Origin of the sequence: Sphingobacterium sp. 18053 (assembly GCF_902706145.1) — a bacterium.
Taxonomy (GTDB): domain Bacteria; phylum Bacteroidota; class Bacteroidia; order Sphingobacteriales; family Sphingobacteriaceae; genus Sphingobacterium; species Sphingobacterium paramultivorum.
Genome location: NZ_CACSJW010000001.1, coordinates 47,704 through 70,226, shown reverse-complemented (window position 1 = coordinate 70,226; position 22,523 = coordinate 47,704). Strand labels below are relative to the sequence as shown.

24 protein-coding genes are annotated in these 22,523 nt (G+C 43.0%); 14 read left to right on the top strand and 10 right to left on the bottom strand.

The genetic code is table 11. The features are described 5' to 3' along the window. Nucleotides 1-12: 12 nt before the first annotated feature. The 8 genes from GVK91_RS00355 to GVK91_RS00320 form a co-directional block, all read right to left on the bottom strand. Nucleotides 13-789, bottom strand: a complete 777-nt coding sequence (locus GVK91_RS00355; protein WP_159726363.1) for an SDR family NAD(P)-dependent oxidoreductase — start codon at nt 787-789, stop codon at nt 13-15. Between the two features lie 132 nt (nt 790-921). Then, on the bottom strand, nt 922-2,016 hold the full coding sequence (locus GVK91_RS00350; RefSeq protein ID WP_159726361.1) for a PAS domain-containing sensor histidine kinase: 1,095 nt from the start codon (nt 2,014-2,016) through the stop codon (nt 922-924). A gap of 263 nt (nt 2,017-2,279) precedes the next feature. Continuing rightward, complete coding sequence (locus GVK91_RS00345) at nt 2,280-2,930, bottom strand: transcriptional regulator (RefSeq protein ID WP_159726359.1); 651 nt, start codon at nt 2,928-2,930, stop codon at nt 2,280-2,282. 401 nt (nt 2,931-3,331) lie between these two features. Beyond that, entirely contained in the window at nt 3,332-3,775 is a 444-nt protein-coding gene (locus GVK91_RS00340) for a hypothetical protein (RefSeq protein WP_153848202.1), read from the bottom strand. Nucleotides 3,776-3,962: 187 nt separating this feature from the next. Next, nucleotides 3,963-4,232, bottom strand: a complete 270-nt coding sequence (locus tag GVK91_RS00335; protein WP_159726357.1) for a hypothetical protein — start codon at nt 4,230-4,232, stop codon at nt 3,963-3,965. Nucleotides 4,233-4,516: 284 nt separating this feature from the next. Further along, nucleotides 4,517-5,371 (bottom strand): AraC family transcriptional regulator, encoded by an 855-nt coding sequence (locus tag GVK91_RS00330; RefSeq protein WP_159726355.1) that lies wholly within the window; start codon nt 5,369-5,371, stop codon nt 4,517-4,519. Between the two features lie 20 nt (nt 5,372-5,391). Beyond that, complete coding sequence (locus GVK91_RS00325; RefSeq protein WP_159726353.1) at nt 5,392-5,808, bottom strand: response regulator; 417 nt, start codon at nt 5,806-5,808, stop codon at nt 5,392-5,394. Next, a complete protein-coding gene (locus GVK91_RS00320; protein WP_153848206.1) occupies nt 5,798-5,965 on the bottom strand; it encodes a hypothetical protein in 168 nt (55 codons plus the stop codon). Before GVK91_RS00320 ends, GVK91_RS00325 begins: the two co-directional genes overlap by 11 nt. A 294-nt stretch (nt 5,966-6,259) precedes the next feature. On the opposite strand from GVK91_RS00320, the gene GVK91_RS00315 reads away from it, so the two are divergent. The 3 genes from GVK91_RS00315 to GVK91_RS00305 all read left to right on the top strand — a co-directional run bounded on the left by GVK91_RS00315 (nt 6,260) and on the right by GVK91_RS00305 (nt 9,599). Then, nucleotides 6,260-7,501: a site-specific integrase gene (locus GVK91_RS00315; protein WP_159726351.1), complete on the top strand. Its 1,242-nt coding sequence runs from the start codon at nt 6,260-6,262 to the stop codon at nt 7,499-7,501. 100 nt (nt 7,502-7,601) lie between these two features. Next, nucleotides 7,602-8,597 carry an aldo/keto reductase gene (locus GVK91_RS00310; RefSeq protein ID WP_159726349.1) on the top strand — a complete coding sequence of 332 codons (996 nt, stop codon included), beginning with the start codon at nt 7,602-7,604 and terminating at the stop codon, nt 8,595-8,597. 78 nt (nt 8,598-8,675) lie between these two features. Then, nucleotides 8,676-9,599, top strand: coding sequence for an AraC family transcriptional regulator (locus GVK91_RS00305; RefSeq protein ID WP_159726347.1), 924 nt, complete (start codon nt 8,676-8,678; stop codon nt 9,597-9,599). A gap of 63 nt (nt 9,600-9,662) precedes the next feature. Here GVK91_RS00305 and GVK91_RS00300 read toward each other — a convergent pair whose 3' ends face one another. After that, nucleotides 9,663-9,923: a hypothetical protein gene (locus GVK91_RS00300; RefSeq protein ID WP_159726345.1), complete on the bottom strand. Its 261-nt coding sequence runs from the start codon at nt 9,921-9,923 to the stop codon at nt 9,663-9,665. 279 nt (nt 9,924-10,202) lie between these two features. Between GVK91_RS00300 and GVK91_RS00295 the strand changes: the two genes are divergently transcribed. Next, nucleotides 10,203-11,006, top strand: a complete 804-nt coding sequence (locus GVK91_RS00295; RefSeq protein ID WP_153848211.1) for an SDR family oxidoreductase — start codon at nt 10,203-10,205, stop codon at nt 11,004-11,006. Nucleotides 11,007-11,071: 65 nt separating this feature from the next. Beyond that, nucleotides 11,072-11,983 (top strand): AraC family transcriptional regulator, encoded by a 912-nt coding sequence (locus GVK91_RS00290; protein WP_159726343.1) that lies wholly within the window; start codon nt 11,072-11,074, stop codon nt 11,981-11,983. A gap of 44 nt (nt 11,984-12,027) precedes the next feature. On the opposite strand, the gene GVK91_RS00285 is transcribed toward GVK91_RS00290, so the two are convergent. Next, nucleotides 12,028-12,480 (bottom strand): hypothetical protein, encoded by a 453-nt coding sequence (locus tag GVK91_RS00285; RefSeq protein ID WP_159726341.1) that lies wholly within the window; start codon nt 12,478-12,480, stop codon nt 12,028-12,030. A gap of 447 nt (nt 12,481-12,927) precedes the next feature. Here GVK91_RS00285 and GVK91_RS00280 point away from each other — a divergent pair, with 447 nt between their 5' ends. The 9 genes from GVK91_RS00280 (at nt 12,928) to GVK91_RS00240 (ending at nt 22,521) form a co-directional block, all read left to right on the top strand. Further along, nucleotides 12,928-13,989, top strand: a complete 1,062-nt coding sequence (locus GVK91_RS00280; protein WP_159726339.1) for an acyl-CoA desaturase — start codon at nt 12,928-12,930, stop codon at nt 13,987-13,989. Between the two features lie 262 nt (nt 13,990-14,251). Next, nucleotides 14,252-14,698 (top strand): Hsp20/alpha crystallin family protein, encoded by a 447-nt coding sequence (locus GVK91_RS00275; protein ID WP_159726337.1) that lies wholly within the window; start codon nt 14,252-14,254, stop codon nt 14,696-14,698. A gap of 75 nt (nt 14,699-14,773) precedes the next feature. After that, nucleotides 14,774-15,064 (top strand): hypothetical protein, encoded by a 291-nt coding sequence (locus GVK91_RS00270; protein WP_159726335.1) that lies wholly within the window; start codon nt 14,774-14,776, stop codon nt 15,062-15,064. 195 nt (nt 15,065-15,259) lie between these two features. Then, nucleotides 15,260-16,114, top strand: coding sequence for an NEW3 domain-containing protein (locus GVK91_RS00265; protein WP_088161807.1), 855 nt, complete (start codon nt 15,260-15,262; stop codon nt 16,112-16,114). A gap of 21 nt (nt 16,115-16,135) precedes the next feature. Continuing rightward, nucleotides 16,136-17,137, top strand: coding sequence for an ABC transporter ATP-binding protein (locus GVK91_RS00260; RefSeq protein ID WP_235032730.1), 1,002 nt, complete (start codon nt 16,136-16,138; stop codon nt 17,135-17,137). After that, nucleotides 17,100-18,092 carry an ABC transporter permease gene (locus tag GVK91_RS00255; RefSeq protein WP_159726333.1) on the top strand — a complete coding sequence of 331 codons (993 nt, stop codon included), beginning with the start codon at nt 17,100-17,102 and terminating at the stop codon, nt 18,090-18,092. The genes GVK91_RS00260 and GVK91_RS00255 overlap by 38 nt, the downstream gene beginning before the upstream one ends. Before the next feature lie 285 nt (nt 18,093-18,377). Beyond that, entirely contained in the window at nt 18,378-19,796 is a 1,419-nt protein-coding gene (locus GVK91_RS00250; protein ID WP_159726331.1) for an SDR family oxidoreductase, read from the top strand. A gap of 19 nt (nt 19,797-19,815) precedes the next feature. Continuing rightward, complete coding sequence (locus tag GVK91_RS00245; protein ID WP_159726329.1) at nt 19,816-20,424, top strand: flavin reductase family protein; 609 nt, start codon at nt 19,816-19,818, stop codon at nt 20,422-20,424. A gap of 120 nt (nt 20,425-20,544) precedes the next feature. Further along, on the top strand, nt 20,545-22,521 hold the full coding sequence (locus GVK91_RS00240; RefSeq protein ID WP_159726327.1) for an ATP-binding protein: 1,977 nt from the start codon (nt 20,545-20,547) through the stop codon (nt 22,519-22,521). Nucleotides 22,522-22,523: the final 2 nt, after the last annotated feature.

Genomic DNA, 22,523 nt, shown 5'->3' with positions numbered 1-22,523 from the left:
CTTTGTGTAATTCTACCACGGCACTTGACCGCCTTGTTCTGTGCGATAGGTAGCCGGTCCCGTAAAGCTTCCATTGGGTATATCTTCCGCCAGTGCCACGCGTATCGGCTCAAGTGAGCCTTCTTCCACCGTATCTGTACCTTCAAAGTTATTCAGGGCTGTCGCTGTAAAACCCGGACTTACCAGATGTACCTTAACATTTGTATTTTCCAATTCATTTGCTAGAGAAAGGAAAACACCATTTAAAGCGGTTTTCGAAGCGCCATATACGGCATCAAATCCACTACGGAATGCATTGTCCGGATCTGCATTCAGCGTTAGTGAGCCTAGAGAACTTGAAACGGTTACGATTCTAGATTGTTTTGCATTCCGAAGTAAGGGCAACAGGGCCTGTGTTATGGCAAGCGTGCCAAAGACATTGGTTTCCCAAACCTGGCGCATTTCAGCTATGGATGTGACGCTTGCCTTCTGCGCACTCAGAATTTCCCACATTGTACGACCGGGGATCCCTGCGTTTGAAATCGCCGCATTATTGACCAGCAAAGTAAGGTACCCAAACTCATTTTCTATTTTACCGACAGCATTCCTGATTGAATTATTGTCGGTAATATCCAGTTGAATGGCATGTGCTTCACCCCCTATCTGATTGGCGGCATCCTTTCCTTTTTCTAAATCTCTTGACCCAACAAACACATGATATCCATTTTCAGCAAGAGCTTTGGCAATCTGAAAACCAACACCCGTATTGGCACCTGTAACAAGGGCTACTTCTATTTCATTTGTCTGCATGTTAAACTTATTTAAATGTAACAGGACAAAGTTCCGCAACTATGGGCGGTCAATTGTAGCTGAATTGAGGATATTTCTAACCAAATTAAGGGTAGATATAAATTCACCGCTAACCTACAAACCTGACAAACTTTAGTTGAGTTGCATTGTAGGAAAAAATAAACGAACGACGGTTCCTGTCCCTATTTTACTGGAAATATTAATAGACCCACCTAAACGCTCAATAAGCTCTTTTACCAGAGGAAGGCCTATTCCTGAAACCTGATCCGGTTGAAGATGTAATCTTTCATGGGCCATAAATTCCAGATTAAGATTTACATCGGGAATACCGACGCCATTGTCTTCCAGATAGTATACAATTCCTTTACTTGTCTCCTCACTGTAGATATGTAGATAATCATCGGCTGTCTGTGCCGCATATTTTATGGCATTTGAAATAAGGTTAAAAAATATCTGATAAATAGCATTGGCATCTGTACGCAGTGCGAGAAGCTTTCCCAATTTAAATTTCACCTGCGAATTTGGATATATCAACTTGACTTCTTCCGTCCATTCCATCATTCTTTTATCCATCTCCAAGTACTCTATCACAGGTTTGTGGTCTCTTATTTTATTTAGCTGGAGTTTTTTATCAAGTATAGATTCGATATTCTGTATAGCCATATTCATGTTTTCAAGCCATTTTTGGTTAACATCTTGTGGCAGGTTAATATTTCTGCTCAAAAAATGATTTCCCAATTTTAGAACTGACAATGGATTTTTTAAATCATGAGATAACGTATTTGCAAAAGCATCAAGCTTTCTATTAAAGATCAACTGCTCATTTTGACTTTCGGCAATGTCATAAGCTAGCTTTCTCTCGGTCACGTCCCACGAAGAATGAAGAATGCCATAGGTATTCCCATTATCATCAAGGAGAGCTTTGTATTCAAAATCAAAATAGCGCTTTACAACTTGATTTCCACAGACAATATCTGCTGGAGTATCCTTTGCGGTGTACGTGATTCCCGTCTTCCAAACATTTTTCAATATGGATGAAAACCCTTCTTTATGAAAACTTGGAAAACATGAACAAAACGTTTTGCCGACTATACTGCTATCAGCTCGCCAGGTCTCTAGCATAGACTTATTGACGTAGGCTATATGTAGATCGGGGCTGCTGTATATAGCAGTTGCCAAGGGAGACATATCAAGTATCGGCAGCAAAAACTGATCGTTGCGCATCATAATTAACTAATTGTGTAAAAATAAATCAAAAAATATGGAAATATCGTTCAAATACATTCACACAAATAGTGCCATATTGGAAGAATAAACTGCTTTTAAACTATCGTATACACAAATTATGGTGCAAGGAGCCGATCCTGCTACCCAGTTAGCGGCAAAAAAATTACATAAAATAAAGGTTTACACACTTTATCATGGGTAAAGTAGTTAAATAGGTAAAAAAATGAAATAGCCATAGATAAAATTCAATTCATGTGGAATGATTAATTGCGCGCGGGATAGCTTGGCACGGGATAATCCCTGTCGACATGCATCTGATTGATCAAAATCTCCTTGATCAGGTGATTCATTCGCTTATCATTGACTTCGATTTTTACGATTTTGTGGCTATAATAAGTGTCGCTTTCAAATTCACTTTCGATTTTCTCGGCAAATGCAGGCGATAGTGATTTGTAGTTAAGTACAACTTCGGTTTCCTTTTCTGCTATTTTTTTTAACGTCAAAGTCCAGATTACCCCATATTCCGGAGAGAAAAAGACTTTTCTTGGCGGCGGTACTTTCAATTTTTTATTCTTTAACGAGTACGTATACAGCATATGAATACTTGGTTTGGAAACATCTTTTGCCGCAGTCGTGACCAATTTATGGTACTCTTTTTCGTTATCCACAACCGTTTCAATGCTTATCCCCTGCTCCTCGATTTCAAAACGGGCAGTCGAATCTGTACTTCCCAGCGCTGTGATTTTAATTTTGCTGTCGACAAACTGACCGGACATATCGGGGATGCCCTCTTTTACGCGGTCAAAACTTGCAGCTAAACGCATCGGGATCAATTTCGTCGTCAGCGTTTGCCCATGTAGGCTACCCGCTGCAGCAATAAAAAAGAGCATTATACCAACATATTTTCTCATCATGATTGTTTTAATTTAGCGATTTCAAAACGATTAAAATCTGATCTTGAGACCTGATATTAATGTAAATTACACTTTTTGTCAGTTGTTTTCTGCTATTGATAAATATTTAGCTAATCGCATTTACAATCCGCTGGATATTAATTCATATTCGCAACAGTTGGCCAATCAGTTTAATACAATAGCGCTACCGCACAGCAGCTAACTACCGTTGAATCGTAGCCACATAGCGCCCAGTTGAATCGTAGCCGTTTAGCGTACAGTTGAATTGTAACCGCGTAGCGTATAGTTGAATTGTAGCCGCGTAGCGCCCAGTTGAACCGTAGCTGCGTAGTACAGTTGAACCATAGCCGTGTAGCGTATAGTACCTAAAAAGGTGTATCAAAGCCCGAGCTATAAAAAACTTAGCGTTTTTCCATCGCTTTCATGGCCAGTCCGGCTGCAATACCACCGATAACATACCAGGCAACCGTCATTAACTTCGTACGATTGGTCTTTTTTATGGGTTTGGCATCGAGTCCGGCCTGTTCCGGAATAGTCAATGTTGCGAGCCCTACCACAGTACCGAGCAAGGCTCCTTTCAGCAGCCTATTTTTCTGACCGCCATAGCCGATAAGCGTATATAACATGGTATTTGAGGCCACATCGGCGCCAAATGTAGCTGCTACCAGCGTATTACCTTGGGGTGGTTTAAATCCGGCGAAGCGTACTGTTTTCTTCATCGCCTCCTCACCCACTTTATCTACTTCGGGCGACTGGGAATCAAATCTTTTGGCAGCGCTGTGCACTATATTGAGGACGAGTGCACCGATCAATCCGCCCAGCATATTTTTATTCAATCCGTTCATAGGTTGTCTTTTTACTTTTTCAATCTTGCTTGTTAAGTTCTCAATCTTGCCGAGCCCATAGATCAACAGGTTATTTTAGAACGAATAGACCAGAAACCTCAAAGATGTGCCGGTCTTTTCTAACTATTTATCCATCAAATGGATTGATAGAAAGACAAGAGTAAGATTGAAATCGTTTAAAAAAGCTTCAGTTATCTTTAACAGAAAACAGCCCTTTTATCTCGGCATGTCTCTTTTCGATCAGAAGAACCGTATGATCGTATTCATCCTGAACCTTCTGATCCCTAAAGAATGGATGCAGCTCACCTTCGACCAACTTATGCTCGGCAAATTTTACCAGAAGTGATTTGAGTTTCTCCCTTAATCGGCCGATCTCTTCATCATTTAATGTGGCTTCTCTAATCTTACGTCCCACATCCGCATCACCATCCTGCCATTGATCTTCAAATTTTTCCATAATTTAATTTATTTTAAAGTATTCCATTCAATACCGAATCAGTCCCCTGTCTTCTCGCTCCAATCTCGATTTCTTCGATCCGCTATACATACCCCCACACTCCTTTCGGTTTCCACTTTTCACACGTTTATTGCCGCTATTCACATACTTTCACACCTTTTATCGCCCTACTTTTGGATAACAACTTTTTTGCGGGTTGTTATTTAATATAATATTAATGGACACTGGGGCGAAGGGATTCGTTCCAGTATTTTTTTACACGAATCCGCACAAAAAAACAGCTGCTAATGCACATAAGGACCGCTGGCCTTTCGCATTCTTCCACGGTATTGCAGTGGATTGGAACCCGAATGTTTTTTGACGAAATGCCGAAAATTGGATTCTTCTGAAAACCCCATTTCATAGGAGATCTGGGAAATAGAAAGATCCGTATGTTCAATATAGCGCAGCGCCTCTTTCAAAACGATGTCGATAATGGCATTCTTTGCCGTTTTATTCCAGACTTCTGTACATAGATTCGTTAGCTTTCTTGGCGTAATATGTAGTTTGTCTGCATAGAATTTGACGTTGCAATTTTCTTTATAATGTTTGTGTACGAGTATGGAAAAACGGTTGGCCAATCCCTGCACCGTACTGTCCCTACCCCTGCTGAGTTCCTTATCGAAATCTGTTTCCCATATCCCTTGTAAAAGGACCGACTCGATGAAGTTGTGCACGATCAGCGAAGTCACCGCGGCGTTTCTTGATTGATAACCTTGGATATTTCCGATAATCTGCATCTTCATCTCTTCCTGTTTTATCCGGCTTTTAACGGCCTTGAGCAATCTTTCACTGTCAAAAAATAATCCCGAATTGATCAATGTCCTATCCAGGGCCGACCTTTCGTAAAACCGTGAAGTAAAGCGGATCAGATACCCGTTCGAAGTGCCCGATCCCCTGAGGGTAAAATCTTTCGCCGGACCAATAAAAATGAGCGTATTGCCTTCCATGCAAAAAGAATCATTCTCCAGGCGGATCTCAATGTCGTCAAATGGTATCAGGATAGTGAAAAGATCCTGACCATGATACCAGTAGGGAAACCGCTGCTGCTGCCATTCCTTTAAAGGTATAATTTCAAATTCAGCCGCTTTACTGTCCATAAATGAGCTATGCTATGTATCTATCCTTTGCTTAATGGAGATCCGATGTCATCATCAAGCCAATATTTAATTTCGTCCAATGTCATTCTCAGGTTGGTTTTACTGAAAATGAAAAGTGCACCGTTGGCCTTAAACCGTTCAAGTTCGGTGATATTATCTGTGGTCGTATACCCGAATACTTTAATCGATGGAAACCGATCGCGGATATGAAGAGCGGCCTCATGTCCATCCATTACAGGCATATTAAGATCCGCAAGGCATACGTCGGGCAGCTCGGCGGTACTTTCGAGTTTTTTCAGGAGCTCCAGTCCGTTGCTGCAATTAAAACGTAGATCAAATGTTTCATTGTTGACAAGCACTATTTTCATGAGCGTCCGCTGAAAGAGACTATCGTCCACAAATGCTATTTTTATTTTTCTTCCAATCTCAGTTGCCATCTTCTCCCTTCTGCAAAATATCCAATGGCAAATAGTCCTGTTCAGTTCCCGCTACGAAAGTAATCTGTATAGCCCCGAAAGCATTCTCCATTTCCACGCTGGTTGCATGAATTGCAGGTGGTATATATTCTCGTTTGGCCTTTAATTGATCCTTCATTTTCGATTCTGTTTAAGTTTGAAATATATGCGTTAGTTACATAGCACTGTAGTCCAATTCAGACTACAACTTTTTTTCAATTAACTGATTCATAAAGGATAAAAAAATGAAATTATCTGTCTGAATAGGATTTGTCATGAAATGAATAGCGATTAAGGTGTAGTTTTTAATAATATTTATTAGATTATTTTTTGTAAGGTAAAATAGTTACATTTGATTATTGGAACTGTAGTCTGAATTGGACTTCTCTGGAAAACTTATATATTTATTTTCAGAAAATTAGATTCAAGTCCAATGATAAACTTCAAATTTACGCTGCTATATTCCTCCCCCTTTTCAACAATATCCCTCACGATCCTTGATGATTCTCAGACGGAACATGTGATCAATACTCCCCTTAAAATTTGCCCGGATTTATGGGATTTTGAAAAACAGCGCCCCCACAATATTTACCTCAAAAAAAATAAAAATTTAAATGCCAAGCTCGATAGGCTAAAAATCGGAATCGCCGAATACCTGAGTAATGTGGCGGCAAAAAACAGCAAAATTTCGCATATCAAACTCCGCAAGATCATAAAAGAAAATTGTGATGGCACAAAGAGTTGTCGCCCCGCCAACAGCCTTCTAGATTATGTGGAAGCTTATATCCGGAGCCGTGCCCACCTTATTTCTGAACCGACTTCCAAGCGTTACCGGGTATTCCTCCATTTGCTCGAGCGATTTGAAGGCCATCGCAAAAGACACCTTTTGCTGCACGAAGTCAATGCATCCTTTGTCAAAGAGTTCCTTGAATTTGGCGAGCTGGAAGAATACAATAAAAGTACGATCGGCCGCACCATACATTTTGTCCGCACGGTGCTCAATTTTTTGGAGAAAAGAGGGGTCAGAACCTACGTATATGAACTTGAGCTTCCCAAGGAAAAAAAAGTCAATCTTTTTGTCACCCTCAGTGAGGATGAACTGGTAAAACTCAAGGAAACGGATGTCCCTCCAAGACTACAGGCAGCTCGGGACTGGCTAATCATCAGCTGCTACACCGGCCAGCGCATTTCAGATTTCATGAATTTTGATATCCAGAACCTCGAGATAATCAAGGGAAAACCCTGTATCTCATTTGTCCAGCAGAAAACGCAAAAAGAAATTCTGCTGCCTTTACATCCGGTACCATTGACCATATTGTCGGGCAATTTAAACGTATTTCCCGAGAAGCTTACTGCGCAAAAGTATAATCTGCAGATCAAAGAAGTCGCGGAACTTTCCGGTATCAATAGCCTGGTCAAAGTCCGCAAAAGAAAGGGCTTCCGGGCGGTAGAAATGTTTGTTCAAAAATGGGAAGCGATCACGAGCCACATCGGAAGAAGAAGCTTTGCCTCAAATTTTTACGGTAAAATCCCTACTCCGCTACTGATGGAAGCTACAGGTCACAGTACCGAGCAGATGTTTCATCGCTACATCAGTACCATTGATACGGAGCGGACAAGAACGTTGGGACAGTACCTGGAAGATGCTTATAACGAAAAATTCAGGGTAGCTTAATTAGCGATTAGATCCGTAATTCAGTTACAAGTTTCCGTAATTGGGGTAAACATGCTGCAGGCGCAGCTTCGTAATTTTGGGTAACAAAAATAAGAAGCAGATGAAAACAAGAAAATTAGGCACGCAGGGACTTGAAATTCCAATGATCGGCTTAGGCTGTATGGGGATGAGCAGTTTTGCGTCCACTGGCGATATCTACGGCAAGGCCGACGAAAAAGAATCCATAGCCACCATCCATCGGTCCTTGGAACTGGGTGGCAACTTTTTGGATACGGCCGATCTGTATGGGCCCTTTGAAAACGAAAGGTTGATCTCCAGGGCCATACGCGGCAAGCGCAACGACTATATCCTCGCCAGCAAGTTCGGCTTTGAGATTGATGATAACGACCACGTGACCTGGCGTATCAATGGTCGGCCAGATTATATCCGAAAGTCTATCGAGCGCTCGCTGAAAAACCTCGATACCGATGTGATTGACCTCTATTATATGCACCGCCCCGACCCCAATGTACCCATTGAGGAAACCGTAGGTGCCATGGGCGAGCTGGTCACAGCGGGCAAGGTCAGGTACCTGGGCATTTCGGAAGTCAGTGCCGAGCAGATCCGCAAGGCACATGCGACCTTCCCGATCACGGCTGTGCAGAATGAAATCTCCCTGTTCGGACGCGAAGTAGAGACCAATGGCGTATACGATCTGACACAGGAGCTGGGTATTGGCCTGGTCGCCTACTCCCCTTTGGGCCGTGGATTTATCACGGGTGAGATCAAGTCGCCGGACGATATCCCCGAAGATGATTTCCGCAGGCTTATCCCGAGGTTTCAGGGTGAGCAGTTTTATAAAAACCTCGATCTGGTGCGTGAACTCGAACAGATTGGAAAAGAAAAAGACGTTACCTCGTCGCAGCTGGCCCTTGCCTGGCTGATCCAAAAAGGAATCGTGCCAATACCGGGGACAAAAAGAGTGCGCTATGTGGAGCAGAATATCGCAGCTACAGACATCCTATTGACCGCCGAAGAGCTGCAACGCATTGAGGCTATTCTGCCGGTCGGACTGGATACCGGATCCCGCGATGTAAGTATTCCGCTGCAATCATAAAAAATATAAATGCCATGCCAGCAGAAAGCGCATGGCATTTTACTTAAATTAGGCTATCATTTAACAGGCAAAAAGAGCATGTCAAAGAAAGAACCCGTACTGATCAGGATCAATAGTATCGCCGACTATCATGAAGCGCTGCAGCTGCCCAAACCGCAGCATCCGCTTTTTAGCATCACCGATTTCTCCAAAAACAAGCATATACATCCAACGGTCGAGACCACCTTTCAGCTCAACCTGTACTGCATTTCCATCAAAGAAGATGCACAATGCGTATTGGGTTATGGCCCACATCAGTACGACTTCCGGGAAGGCCTGATGACCTTCTTTAAACCCGGGCAGATGATCAGTGTTGATCCCGATACTGCCCATGCCGAAGTAGGTTATTCCCTTGTTTTCCATCCCGATTTTATCCGCACCTATGACCTGGCACACAAAATCGGCAGCTACAGTTTTTTCGATTACGAAGTCAACGAAGCACTTTTTCTGTCCGACCGGGAAAAGGAGCAGATCCGAAATATCGGAAAAGGGATTTTAAGCGAATATGACAGTCCGATCGACAGCTATAGCCAGGATGCCATTGTCAGTTTCATCGAACTGTTGCTGGTGTATTCGCAGCGGTTTTATAACCGGCAATTTATTACGCGTAAAGTACACAATGTGCCCTTGGTAAGCCGGTTTGAACAATTGTTGGATCAGTATTTTGAAGCCGAAACCCAACACAAGGGCTTGCCGCAGGTGGGCTACTTTGCTGAGCGGCTGAATATGTCGAAAAACTATTTAAGCGATTTATTACGGTTACAGACCGGTGAAAGTGCGCAGAACCATATCCAACATAAGCTCATCGAAAAAGCGAAAGATCTGCTGTCCAGGTCGGAGCTTTCCGTTGCCGAAATTGCCTATCAGCTGGGTTTTGAACAGCCGCAGTCACTCAATCGTTTATTCAAAAAGAAAACGGAGCTTTCACCACTGGAGTTTAGACGGAAGATGGCTACAAGCTAAGAAAGCATCCTTAAAATCTGCTGTATATTGAGCTGCGGACCACCATACAGCAGAATTTTTGCCTTAAAGGCGATATCGAAGCGATAAATTGCGCCAGATTTCTGTCGCAAAATGCTGATCTGAGTGTCTATTTTCAAAAAACCACTGGTCGCCTTTTTTTACGAGTTTTTGATCAATTCCATCAAGCGAAATTGGCAATTCCGTATCGAGCTTTGATAAAGACTTTTTCAACAACACCAGCTGATAATCCTGTCCTTTGTAAGTTAAACGGAACACCTGTGAACGATGTGGTTCCCCGCTTATCCCGTCAATTGTGCCTTGCATAAATATAGATCTTCTAAAATTTTTAAAATACAGCAATTACGCCAATACGAATACGCCAAAAAGTTTAAAATCGAGCAAAAATCAGCTTAACATTGCTTCGTTTTTATAACGAATATCAACAAATAATCGTGCCAAAGTCGATAAATTTCCTGCTCCATTGGCGATGATTTTTTTCACACATTTTGATTTCGTCATTTTGGCTACAATCAAGCTCAATTTGGCAACAGGTACCCGATGCCTTCTTCAGACATTTGTGGTATGGAATCAAACAATAACAGCATGCAAAAGACAATTTTCATTACAGGAGCTTCTTCCGGTTTGGGAAAAGCAACTGCCAAACTATTTCAACAGGCGGGTTGGAATGTGATCGCAACCATGCGAAATCCCGAAAATGAAACCGAACTTGCCGGGACCGAAAACATCACGCTATTAAAATTAGATGTTACCGATCCGGCCCAGATCAAAGAAACTGTAGCAAAAGCAATCGCTATAAGTAACATTGATGTCGTTTTCAATAATGCAGGTTATGGGTTAATGGGTGCCTTTGAAACGTTGAGCGACGAAAAAATACTTCGCCAAATCGACACGAATCTATTGGGCGTATTGCGGGTTACACAAGCCTTCATTCCCCATTTTAGAGCACAGAAAAGTGGTTTATTTATTTCAACCACATCAATTGGTGGATTTATGGGGTTCCCGTTACATTCAATGTATCATGCCACAAAATTCGCCTTGGAGGGCTGGAGCGAAAGCATGTCCTTTGAATTGAAAAAATTTGGAATAGCCATCAAAACAGTTGCTCCGGGAGGAATAGCGACAGATTTTGCAGGTCGTTCTTTGGATCTAAACCGAGCTTCGGACTATCAGGACATCGAAGACAAACTGTTCGAACAAATGGGTCTGATGATGCAAAATGCATCCACAGCCGAGCAAATTGCCCAAGTGGTATATGAAGCCGCCACGGACAATAAAGATCAGGTACGTTATCTGGCAGGTGAAGATGCATATGCACTCTATGAAAGACGATTGCAAATCGGAAAAGAAGCGTTCAGGCAGGAAATTGCAAAACAATTTGAGGCCTAATTTTTTAAATCAGCACCTGCCTTGCGAGGCAGTTGTTTTTTGTAAATTTGTATAACAAAAACAGGATGCATAGTATCAATTCCATATCCGAATTTCATCGGCAATTGTCCTTGCCGGCCCCATTACATCCGCTCGTCAGCGTAATTGATGTAGCTGGAATAAAACCCGATGAAAGCGACATCTGGGAGCAGTTCTGCGTGAATTTCTATAGTATCTCGCTGAAAAAAGATGTTACTGCAAAAATAAAGTACGGCCAACAATATTACGATTTCGACAAAGGAACAATGAACTTTATTGCGCCCAAGCAGATTCAATCGTTGACGATTGCCGAAATCAGAAAGATGAATGTCGAATGCGGAAAAGGTTACATGCTGCTATTCCATCCTGATTTCTTGTATACCCACCCCCTGGCCACTAAAATAAAAAACTACAATTTCTTTTCGTATGCGCTTAACGAAGCATTACATCTCTCCGAACGGGAAGAAAAAGACATTATAGAAATTTTTCTTAAAATCGAACAAGAATATCAGCATATCGACAAGCATACCCAAGATATTATTTTGTCGCAAATTGATATGCTCTTGCAATACAGCAACCGCTTCTATGAGCGTCAATTCATTACTCGGAAAGCGGTTAACCATGCGCTGCTGACCCAATTGGAAAAATTGCTGGACGATTATTTCGACAGCGAAGAAACCCTAAAACAGGGGCTTCCAACCGTAGATTATTTAGCCGAAAGCCTCCATGTATCAGCACGTTATTTAAGCGATTTACTACGTTCCGTTACCGGTAAAAACACACAGCAGCACATTCACGACAAGTTAATTGAAGAAGCCAAGGAAAAACTTACGGCAACAAGCCTTTCTGTTGCCGAAATTGCCTATAAGCTCGGTTTTGAACATCCGCAATCGTTCAACAAACTGTTTAAGAAAAAAACCAATTTTTCACCTTTAGCGTTCAGACAATCGTTTAACTGACAAAACAGTATAAAATAAATTTTAGTGCGAATTGTGTGTTACATTTAAAGAAACCTGCGCTTCCCCAATGCTTTCATGGCCATCCCTGCGGCCAATCCTCCGATCACATACCAGGCCACGGTCATCAACTTGGTACGGTCGGTCTTTTTTATCGGCGTAGCGTCCAGACCTGCCTGCTCAGGAATGGTCAATGTCGCCAGGCCTACTACTGTTCCGAGCAGTGCTCCTTTGAGCAGCAGATTTTTCTGACCGCCGTAGCTGATGAGGGTATATAACATGGCGTTGGAAGCTACGTCTGTGCCAAAAGTTGCTGCCACCAGCGCGTTGCCTTTTGGCGGTTTAAATCCGGCAAAACGAACTGTTTTTTTCATTGCTTCCTCGCCTACTTTATCGACTTCAGGCGCTTGATTATCAAACCTTTTAGCCGCGCTATGAACGACATTGAGTACAAGCGCACCGATCAGTCCGCCCAGCATATTTTTATTGAATCCATTCATATGGTGTTCTTTTTGTTTTCAATCCTGCCTGTCACATGTATGTACAGTTATTCTGAGAACAGCGTGCAGCCTAAAATAGTTTAATCAAATCCACCGCTAATTGCTTTATGCAGCTGGGACGCACAACAACCTTTGCTTCCCAGAAGGGAAGGTCTATAAAATAAAGCCTGGATCATCGACCTTAGGATAAATACCGGAGGCAATATGTATCTATTTTATTGGGTCTGAAGGAATTTATCGGGAGTCATAATATTGTTTTCGGAGGCTTCAAAAATTCAAAAGGTATATCTTCCGGGCCATGGGAAATCAAGGATGGCAGAATGACCTTTAACAATCTTTAACTTTACTACCGCGATCTTTCAAATTTTATAGCGTATATTTACATTGTTCTATCGCTCAAGATCGAACGTAATAAAAATTAAGCATATTTCTCGAGTAAAAATCCAAATGTCCCAGTCTGTAAAATTCAGCAATGTAAATACATTGTTCTCCAAAACGTTAAAACAAAAAATCAATAACTATTTTCAAAATTCACTTCAGCCAAGAACCGGGAATCGTAAGATTTATCTGAAAGCCGCTATCCTCCTGATCAGCTTTGCGGTATTGTATCTCCTTCTGGTATTTGCACCTTTGCATTGGAGTATTGCAATAGCATTATGTATCATTTTCGGAGCTAACCTCGCTGCGATTGGTTTTAACATTATGCACGATGCTGGGCACAATTCTTTTTCAGACAATAAAAACCTGAACACTGTGCTCTCCTACTCGCTCAATCTACTGGGCGGCAATATCTACTTTTGGAAGCTCAAACATAATATTGCACACCACACCTATACAAATATCGATGGCGAAGATCACGATATCGAAGTAAAGTTTATGCGTATACACCACGACCAGAAACTTCGGAAACACCATCGCTATCAGCGTTTTTATTTTCCGCTGCTCTATGGAATCTCCTATTTAGCGTGGATCTTTTATCAGGATTATGAGAAATATTTCCGTGGGCGCATGGGACATAAAACTGAGCAATTTCATTTTCCGATCAAAGAGCGTATTATTTTTTGGGTCAGTAAGCTAATTCACTTCAGCTTATTTATCATTATTCCGATCATTTTCGTCGGGTGGCTGCCCACACTTATCGGTTTGCTGATTTCTGGTACGGTGTGTGGTATGAGTCTGGCCACAGTATTCCAGCTGGCCCATGTGGTGGAAGAAACCGAATTCAAAACCATTGACCAGTCAAAGGTCGAAGAAGAATGGATGATTCATCAGATTCAGTCCACCGCAAATTTTGCTACGGGCAGCAAGGTACTTACCTGGTTGCTTGGCGGTCTCAATTTTCAGGTTGAACATCACCTTTTTCCAAAGATCAGCCATGTTCATTATCCTGCGCTCAATAGGATTGTGAAGCAGACCTGCAAGGAATATAAAATACAATACAACGAGTTTCGGAGCTTCTGGACAGCATTTAGATCGCATTTAAAAGTGCTGGAGGCCTTGTCAAAATAACCTAGTTATTAACGAGTCGCTTCATTTCCTTTGTCCCTTCCCTATGGCCTTTATGTGCCATAGAAGTTGGTAGCTTCCACCAAATTTTCGGTATGTTGTACAGAGCGTATATCTTTTCTGTCAATTTATCAGGTAAAATTTGACAGTTTTGCTGCAAAAATTTCAGTTTTTTAAGCTCGGTACTTTTTTTGTGAGATTTTTAATACAGTCGGCCGGCTGATAGATTTAAATTATTGTTATACTTCATTAAAAGGAGGTTACTATGAAACTTGCAAAAAGAAACTGGAACAATTTTTCACTTTTTTCGCCCATGTTTGATAATTTTAACCGTGAGCTTTTAAACTGGGACAACAAAAATTACTCATCAACAAGTACCACCGTTCCTGCGGTCAACATCAAGGAAAACGCAGAAAGCTTCGAAGTGGAGGTCGCCGCACCTGGCATGGCCAAAGGCGATTTTAAGGTGACACTCGACGGCAATCTATTGACCATATCCTCGGCTAAAGAAGAACAAAACGAGGAACATCACGACAACTACACACGCCGGGAGTTCAGCTACCAATCTTTCCAACGCAGCTTTGAACTTCAGAAGGAGGTTGTCGATCAGGACAATATTCAGGCACACTATGAGAATGGTATGCTCCGATTGACAATACCCAAAAAAGAAGAAGCCAAACAGAAAGAACCGCGGATGATCGAAATATCCTAAAGATCCAGATAGCAAATTTAATGGTTAGCCTCCCTTGGAGGCTAACCTATTTTTTCAGTCTTTAATATTAAGATTATGAAAACGTCGAATTACTATATTGAATTACAGATGTACAGCCACGGACATTATATCACTATCGCCAGTTTTGACCAAAAAAGCTGCGAAAAGATTATTCATGAACTGTTTGATGAACTGCGCGGTGAGCTTAAAGCCTCAGACAGCAGACGTCTTCGCATTAATCTTCTCCTGAACGACGCTACGATTCAGAGGACACAATTACGATCCATCCACTGTACACTGGATGAGTTGGCCGAGAACACCAAGATTATCATCAAGAAAACCTTCCGCTCAGTAAACTTTGACTGACGGAAGTGCACTTTAGCATACAACACAAGCTATCAGCCTATAGACCATTTAAACACATTTTTTTTATTTCAATCTTGATTTTTATCAAATTGATTTTTAATTTGGGTGCGGTTTTTCAAAAAGGTAGCTGATACCCAAACCGACATTTTTTAAAAGCTAATATTCTATTTAAATATAAATTTTAGTTATTGGATCATGTTAACAGAATTACTAATTACAAACACAGACCGACGTTTTTCTTTCAGGCCATTTCTTATCGCACTTATTGTGCTGGCTAACAGTTTCTATCTATCGGGGCAAGCCTTGAAGCCCCTCAAATCCGGTTTCGAAGCGAGGCTCATCAATATTGAGGCCCCCAGCAACGAACCTTTTCGTTATACGACGACCTTGACCAACGGATCCGCTCAATTGGTTAACTACAACCTGAATGCCCAGCTGCCCGATGGATGGCAGATTAGCTACCGCGTAGAAGGCTCGCAAGTGACTTCCCTTCAGATGCAGCCCAATAAGGCACAGGAAATCAGCATTGAAATCAGCTGTCCGATCACGGCCAAGCCCGATAAATATAAAATTCCGATACGGGCTATATCCTCAACCGATACCTTAAAGCTTGAGCTCGAAGCAGTCATCAAAGGCTCCTATGCCCTTGAGTTGACCACCCCCAGTGGGCGGCTAAGTGACGAAGTCGTATCTGGTAGCAGCAAAGAAATTCTACTTAAAGTCAAAAACACGGGCACCCTGCCGCTCAATACCTTGGAACTGACGTCCCAATTACCCAGCCGATGGGAGGCAAGCTTCGATCCGTCGAACATCAAACAGCTCGAAGCAGGTAAATCTATTGACGTCAAAGTCAACCTAAAAGTTCCCGACAAAACTATTGCCGGTGACTATGCTTCCAAATTTGAGATCAAATCATCCAACAGCAGCGCCGACATTTCATTCCGTATGATTGTGAAAACTTCTTTGCTTTCTGGGTGGATCGGTATGCTTGTCATTGTATTGGCCATTGGTTTGGTGTATTTTCTCATCCGCAAATACGGCCGCAGATAAGGGCGCTACAAAAAGATTATCATGATGAAGGATCCTATCATTCAATTGACAGGCCTGACAAAAAGCTATGGCAAAGTAACCGCCGTAGATCAGTTGGACCTGCACATTTATCCCGGAGAAATCTTTGGCCTGCTCGGCCCCAATGGTGCTGGCAAGACAACCAGCATCCTCATGATGCTGGGCCTGACCGAACCCACTTCCGGCACAGCCTATGTCTGTGGCCATAATGCCACGCGCAATCCGATCGCCGTGAAACGAAAAGTCGGCTACCTGCCCGACAATGTAGGTTTCTACCCGGATATGACAGCGCTGGAAAACCTAAGCTTTATTGCCAGATTAAATGGTCTCACAGAATCCTATGCACAAGCTTCTGCAAAAGACATGTTACATATCGTGGGGCTCGAACAGGAAATGCATAAAAAAACCGGCGCTTTTTCCCGCGGTATGAAACAACGTCTAGGCTTGGCCGAAGTGCTGATCAAGGCTCCCGAGGTTGCCATCCTTGATGAGCCTACGCTGGGCATTGATCCCAAGGGTGTTGACGAATTCCTTGAGCTCATCAAGCAGCTCAGCAGGGAGCATAACCTAACGGTACTGCTTTCTTCACACCACCTCCACCAGGTGCAGCGTGTATGCGATCGGGTGGGTATTTTTGTTGGCGGAAAATTACTGGTTGAAGGATCGCTCGAAAGCCTTGCCCAAAACCTGCAGCAGCAGAAAGGTATCAGTACCGTCATTACCCTTGACCATGCCCAGGGCGACCCCAAACGGTTTGAAGAAGCATTAAGGGCCCTGCCCGGACTCCGTAATCTTAAAGTGAACGGATTTACGATCGAACTAAAGACAGACAGCGATATGACAGCAATAGCGGTACGCATGCTGGTAAACAATGGCGCTGATATCGTTTCCGTGAACCGCAACGACTACCAGCTCGACGATATTTATAATACATATTTTGAGAACAGCATAACTACAGATAATGCCTATGAAAAATCCAAGGGTTTCTTCAAAAGATACCAATAAACGGCCATCCTTTCCGATGCAGGTGTTGGTCCGCAAAGAAATTGCGGCACATATCCGCAGCTGGCGTTTTATTATACTGATCCTGCTCATCGTACTGACTTTCGGCGCATCCCTCTATGTTTCATCCATGGGGCTCAAAGACGCTGTCAGCAATATGCGCGATCCTGATCAGTCATTTCTTTATCTCAAGCTACTGACCACAACGGATAATTCCATTCCGCCATTTCATGTTTTTTTAAACTTTCTAGCGCCACTACTAGGCATAGCCCTGGGTTTTGACGCCGTCAATGCAGAATACAACAACGGAACACTCACCCGTTTGCTGGCGCAGCCAATTTACCGAGACAACCTGCTGTTCGCCAAATTTCTGGCGCCACTGGCCGTGGTGGGCACATTATTTGTTGCGCTGGTCATGCTGATGATCGGCGGCGGTCTCCTGGGTACAGGTGTCCGGATAGAACCCCAGGAGTTGCTGCGTATCTTCGGTTTTACCTTGATCAGTGTGCTCTATGTTGCCTTCTGGCTGAGCCTTTCCATCCTGTTGTCGATACGCTTTCGCCAGCCGGCCACCTCAGCACTTACCGCGATCGGCATCTGGTTGTTTTTTACGGTATTCTTTCCTATCCTGGTCAATCTGGCAATACGCCCCTTTTTGCCCAACCCCAATTATATTTCGGAGCAGGAGTACATCGGCTATAATGAGCTCATCTTAAATCTGCTCCGCTTATCACCGAGCCAGCTCTATACCGATGCCACCACGACCCTATTGATGCCCTCTGTACGCAGCTTAGGTCCCATTTCCATGGAACAGATGGTCGGTGCCATCCCCTCACCGCTTTCCTTTCGGGAAAGTTTTCTGATGGTCTGGCCACAGGTCAGTGGACTCTGTGCAGCCATGATGATCTGTTTTGCCTGGTCCTATTACATTTTTATGCGAAGGGAAATCAGAAGTTAAGTGTTTCCACCAAAGCAGCTTGTCAAAAACTGCATTCATAAACTGTAAGGCGCACGCTCTCGTGCGCCTTTATTATCCCCCACTGGAGCTGGCCGAAGCCAGGGCAGAGCCAAAAACGCTGTACACATGATGTTGCAATTAAAGTTTTGCTTACTGAAGAAATAAAAGATCAATAGCGTGCGCCTTGCTGTATTAGAATAAAAACACACCAAATAAAAACAAATTAGGCTGCATTTTGGTATATTTGTATACAGTAAATAACAGCTGAACTTAACAAATCAGGCTATGAAAATTCTATTGACCGGAGTGACGGGGTATATTGGAAAACGTCTTTTGCCTGTGTTGTTAGAACAGGGGCATGAAATTATTTGTTGTGTAAGAGATAAGAATCGTTTTGATACCTCGGCAATTCCGGGTCATGTTCAAGTTGTTGAAGTCGATTTCCTGGATAAAGAAAGTCTGAAAGAAATTACACTTGAAATTGATATTGCTTATTTCCTGATCCATTCCATGGCGACGCAGTCAGGTGATTTCCAGCAAATGGAAGCGCAATGTGCGACCAACTTCCGGAACTTTATGGAAAAAACCAGCGCACAACAGATCATTTATCTGAGTGGAATAATTAATTCGGATCACTTATCGAAGCATCTCGACTCGAGAAGAAACGTTGAAAACATCCTGGCCAGCGGACGGATTCCGATCACCACCTTGCGGGCCGGTATCATCGTGGGCTCGGGAAGCGCATCTTTCGAGATTATTCGGGATCTTGTGGAAAAACTTCCGGTTATGATTACGCCCAAATGGTTGCAGACGAAATGTCAGCCTATCGCCATACGCAACGTGATCGAATTTATGATCGGTGTTATCGCCAACCCGCATACCTTTAACAAAAGCTATGATATTGGCGGTCCAGACATTCTTAGCTATAAAGAGATGCTGCTGCAATATGCTGCCGAACGAAAACTTAGGCGACAAATCTTTGTTATCCCGCTCATGACGCCGCGGCTTTCCTCCTACTGGCTCTATTTTGTTACCTCGACGTCCTATAACCTGGTCAAAAATCTGGTCGATAGCATGAAAGTAGAAGTGATCTGTAAACCCAATAATCTAGCGGACGAACTCGGTATTACGTTGATCAATTACAGGAAATCCATCCAATTAGCTTTTCAAAAAATTGAAAGCGACAATGTGGTTTCCAGCTGGAAAGATGCCCAGACCAGTCACATTTTATCGGGCGGGCTCAGCAGGCTGCTGGAAGTGCCCAGTTATGGTTGCTTTAAGGATGTCCGCTCGGTTCCCCTCCACAATAGTGAAGCATCATTGACCAAAATCTGGTCCATTGGAGGAAATTCTGGTTGGTATTATGGCAACTGGCTCTGGAAAATCCGTGGATTCATGGATCAATTGGTCGGCGGAGTGGGTATGCGGAGAGGGCGAAAAAATAAAAGCGATCTGGCTGCAGGTGATGCACTTGATTTTTGGCGCGTACTGATCGCCGATAGAACCACGAAAAGATTACTGCTCTATGCCGAAATGAAACTTCCTGGAGATGCATGGCTAGAATTTAAAATCGAAGATAATATCCTGCTGCAGACCGCGACCTTTAGGCCCCTGGGCCTTGCCGGAAGGCTCTATTGGTATGCCGTATGGCCTTTTCACGGCTTCATATTTAGGGGCATGATTAATAGAATAGCTAAACCTTAAAAATAAGAATTCATAAACGATGATTTATAATGAGAACACAATTGCTGCATTTGAAAGAAGATACAGAGCTAATTTTATAAACTCGCTGGGCGGCTTTAAAAGCCTGGTATTGATCGGTACAAAAAACAGGGACGGAAATGAAAACCTTGCCACGTTCAGCAGTTTGTTCCACCTGGGCGCAGATCCGGCACTCTGTGGCATTATACTTCGGCCGGCGACAGATTTTAGCAGCACCCTGGATAATATCCTGGAGCAGAAATGGTATACGATTAATCATGTCTCACCCGAATTTGTACATGAGGCACACCAATGTAGTGCAAAATATCCAAAAGGTGTTAGCGAATTTGAACAGGTCGGACTAAGCCCTGAATACCTGGAAAATATTCCTGTCCCTTTTGTCCAAGAAAGCAAAATAAAATTCGCCTGCAGCTTTGTTCAGAAAACAGCCATTGAGCTGAACGGCACAACATTGATCATCGGCCAAATAAAAACAGCTTTCGTGCCCGATAACTGTTTAAAAGAGGATGGTTATATCGATATCGAAGAAGCCGGGACAGTTACCTCTAGCGGTCTTGACAGCTATCATACCACAAGCCGGATTGAACGATTACCTTATGCGAAGCCTTAAGCAACTTTTCGCTAGGATTTTCATAAAGAAAGCAGACGGTTCGGCTTTCTTCAAGACTTTACTTCCCAAAGCGGAAGATAATGTGTTACCCTATAGAATGTATTCTTTATCTTTGGTCTAATGGACATCAAGAAAAAATTTGGTAGTGCCTCATTTGGCGAAGACCTTATCTTACAGGCACTGAGCTGTTCTCCAGAGCCGACGTCAATCTATACTGGAACAGAGATGACCATTCAGTTTGCCAATGAAGGCATGCTTTCCCTTTGGGGCAAAGACGCATCCGTTATTGGCAAAGCGCTGATCAGTGCTATTCCCGAACTGGAAGACCAGCCGTTCTTAGCTATTCTGCAAGAGGTTTGGCGTACGGGCAAATCCTATTCCGTTACCGAGGCACCAGCCAGACTCGTTAAAAACGGTGTTCCGGTGACTGACTATTTCGATTATGAATATAGAGCCCTATTAGACCAAAACAATAAAACCTGGTGTATTTTAAACACCGCCCGCAATGTTACTTTAAGAAGGCGGCATCAGCAACAGATACAGGAAAAAGAAAAAAAGGAACAAGGGCTTATGGAGGAAATGGCGGCAACGCTCGAAGAATTGACCGCTACAAATGATGAGCTCAACAGTTCCTTACAACTTCTGGCAGAAAGCCGTGAACAAGTGCGGACAATTATTGAGCAAGCACCGGTTGGCATAGCGATGCTTAAGGGGCCGGAACTTATTATTGACATAGCCAATCCGACAATATTAAAAATCTGGGATCATCGGTTAGCGGATGTGCAGGGCCGGCCCCACGAAATCGCAAGGCCCGAACTGCAAGGCCAGCCCATGAACCAGTGGCTCCGGGAAGCGTTCGAAAAAGGCGTACGGAAAACAAACAATGAACTCTCCATATTGCTACGTCACAATGACGGACTGCGAGAGGCTATCGTAAACTCGATCTATCAACCTATTTTTTCAACTGACAACAAAGTCACTGGAATTCTGATTATCCTTGAAGATATTACCGACCAAGTCCTTGAACGGCGGAAAAGTGAAAAAGATCAACACATGCTGTCCATGGCTATTGATGCCGGAGAACTTGCGACGTTCTATTATGAGCCCAAAAATAATCTGTTCTCCGGAAATGCCCTGTTAAAATCATGGTTTGGTTTAGCCGATAAGGAACAATTGGATTTATCAGCCGCTATTTCTTCCATCATAGAAGAGGATCGGCAACGTGTAATGGCTGCCATAACTGATGCACTTCGCGAAGAGTCGGACGGCAATTACTTTATTGAATACCGTATTGTCCATTCGCAGTACCCGAACGGCAGACTCGTGCAGGCACGTGGTAAAGTATTTTACGATGCCAAGGGAAAAGCAGTAAGTCTGAACGGTACTTTACGGGATATTACCGAACAAAAAGCTGAGGAACAGCGGAAAAATGATTTCATAAGCATCGTTAGCCACGAACTGAAGACACCCTTAACCTCTATAAACGCCTATCTTCAATTGATGCAGCGTCAGGCATTCCTTACAGCAAACACGAGCTATCAAGACATTACGATGAAATCCCTTCGACAAGTCCGCAATATGAAGAACTTAATCAATGGATTCTTGAACATCTCGCGATTCGACTCCGGCAGAATGATGATAGAAAGAGAAGTGTTTGATCTGAAGGAATTATTTGCCGAACTTGAAGATGAATTTAAATTGAGGATAAACTCCCATCAGATTGTCGCTGACCTGACGCAAAGTTTGTCCATTGCTGCTGACCCGAATAAAATTTCGCAGGTAGTCCAAAATCTTGTGGAAAATGCGGCCAAATATTCACCGATAGGAACCCAGATTACATTTGGCTATTTGCCCACGGTAAATCAGGATATAGAAATTTTTGTCAGCGACCAAGGAATGGGTATTGCCGAAGAAGACCGGGATCAGATTTTCGAGCGATTTTACAGGGCAGGAAAAGATAAGGTCGGAACAATTTCGGGATTTGGCATAGGCCTTTATCTCTGCCGTGAAATTGTAGAACTGCATAACGGACATATCGCTGTGGAGAGCAATTCAGCGGGCGGAACCACATTTAAGGTACGGCTTCCCGCTCAATAATC

Coding starts and splice junctions, on each gene's coding strand:
- GVK91_RS00285 (WP_159726341.1), bottom strand. CDS start 12,480: ATGAATGGATTCAATAAAAATATGCTGGGCGGACTGATCGGTGCGCTT.
- GVK91_RS00295 (WP_153848211.1), top strand. CDS start 10,203: ATGCAAAAGACAATTTTCATTACAGGAGCTTCTTCCGGTTTGGGAAAA.
- GVK91_RS00310 (WP_159726349.1), top strand. CDS start 7,602: ATGAAAACAAGAAAATTAGGCACGCAGGGACTTGAAATTCCAATGATC.
- GVK91_RS00315 (WP_159726351.1), top strand. CDS start 6,260: ATGATAAACTTCAAATTTACGCTGCTATATTCCTCCCCCTTTTCAACA.
- GVK91_RS00355 (WP_159726363.1), bottom strand. CDS start 789: ATGCAGACAAATGAAATAGAAGTAGCCCTTGTTACAGGTGCCAATACG.
- GVK91_RS00335 (WP_159726357.1), bottom strand. CDS start 4,232: ATGGAAAAATTTGAAGATCAATGGCAGGATGGTGATGCGGATGTGGGA.
- GVK91_RS00325 (WP_159726353.1), bottom strand. CDS start 5,808: ATGGCAACTGAGATTGGAAGAAAAATAAAAATAGCATTTGTGGACGAT.
- GVK91_RS00250 (WP_159726331.1), top strand. CDS start 18,378: ATGAAAATTCTATTGACCGGAGTGACGGGGTATATTGGAAAACGTCTT.
- GVK91_RS00245 (WP_159726329.1), top strand. CDS start 19,816: ATGATTTATAATGAGAACACAATTGCTGCATTTGAAAGAAGATACAGA.
- GVK91_RS00340 (WP_153848202.1), bottom strand. CDS start 3,775: ATGAACGGATTGAATAAAAATATGCTGGGCGGATTGATCGGTGCACTC.
- GVK91_RS00330 (WP_159726355.1), bottom strand. CDS start 5,371: ATGGACAGTAAAGCGGCTGAATTTGAAATTATACCTTTAAAGGAATGG.
- GVK91_RS00320 (WP_153848206.1), bottom strand. CDS start 5,965: ATGAAGGATCAATTAAAGGCCAAACGAGAATATATACCACCTGCAATT.
- GVK91_RS00240 (WP_159726327.1), top strand. CDS start 20,545: ATGGACATCAAGAAAAAATTTGGTAGTGCCTCATTTGGCGAAGACCTT.
- GVK91_RS00345 (WP_159726359.1), bottom strand. CDS start 2,930: ATGATGAGAAAATATGTTGGTATAATGCTCTTTTTTATTGCTGCAGCG.
- GVK91_RS00350 (WP_159726361.1), bottom strand. CDS start 2,016: ATGATGCGCAACGATCAGTTTTTGCTGCCGATACTTGATATGTCTCCC.
- GVK91_RS00305 (WP_159726347.1), top strand. CDS start 8,676: ATGTCAAAGAAAGAACCCGTACTGATCAGGATCAATAGTATCGCCGAC.
- GVK91_RS00280 (WP_159726339.1), top strand. CDS start 12,928: ATGTCCCAGTCTGTAAAATTCAGCAATGTAAATACATTGTTCTCCAAA.
- GVK91_RS00260 (WP_235032730.1), top strand. CDS start 16,136: ATGATGAAGGATCCTATCATTCAATTGACAGGCCTGACAAAAAGCTAT.
- GVK91_RS00275 (WP_159726337.1), top strand. CDS start 14,252: ATGAAACTTGCAAAAAGAAACTGGAACAATTTTTCACTTTTTTCGCCC.
- GVK91_RS00300 (WP_159726345.1), bottom strand. CDS start 9,923: ATGCAAGGCACAATTGACGGGATAAGCGGGGAACCACATCGTTCACAG.
- GVK91_RS00290 (WP_159726343.1), top strand. CDS start 11,072: ATGCATAGTATCAATTCCATATCCGAATTTCATCGGCAATTGTCCTTG.
- GVK91_RS00270 (WP_159726335.1), top strand. CDS start 14,774: ATGAAAACGTCGAATTACTATATTGAATTACAGATGTACAGCCACGGA.
- GVK91_RS00255 (WP_159726333.1), top strand. CDS start 17,100: ATGAAAAATCCAAGGGTTTCTTCAAAAGATACCAATAAACGGCCATCC.
- GVK91_RS00265 (WP_088161807.1), top strand. CDS start 15,260: ATGTTAACAGAATTACTAATTACAAACACAGACCGACGTTTTTCTTTC.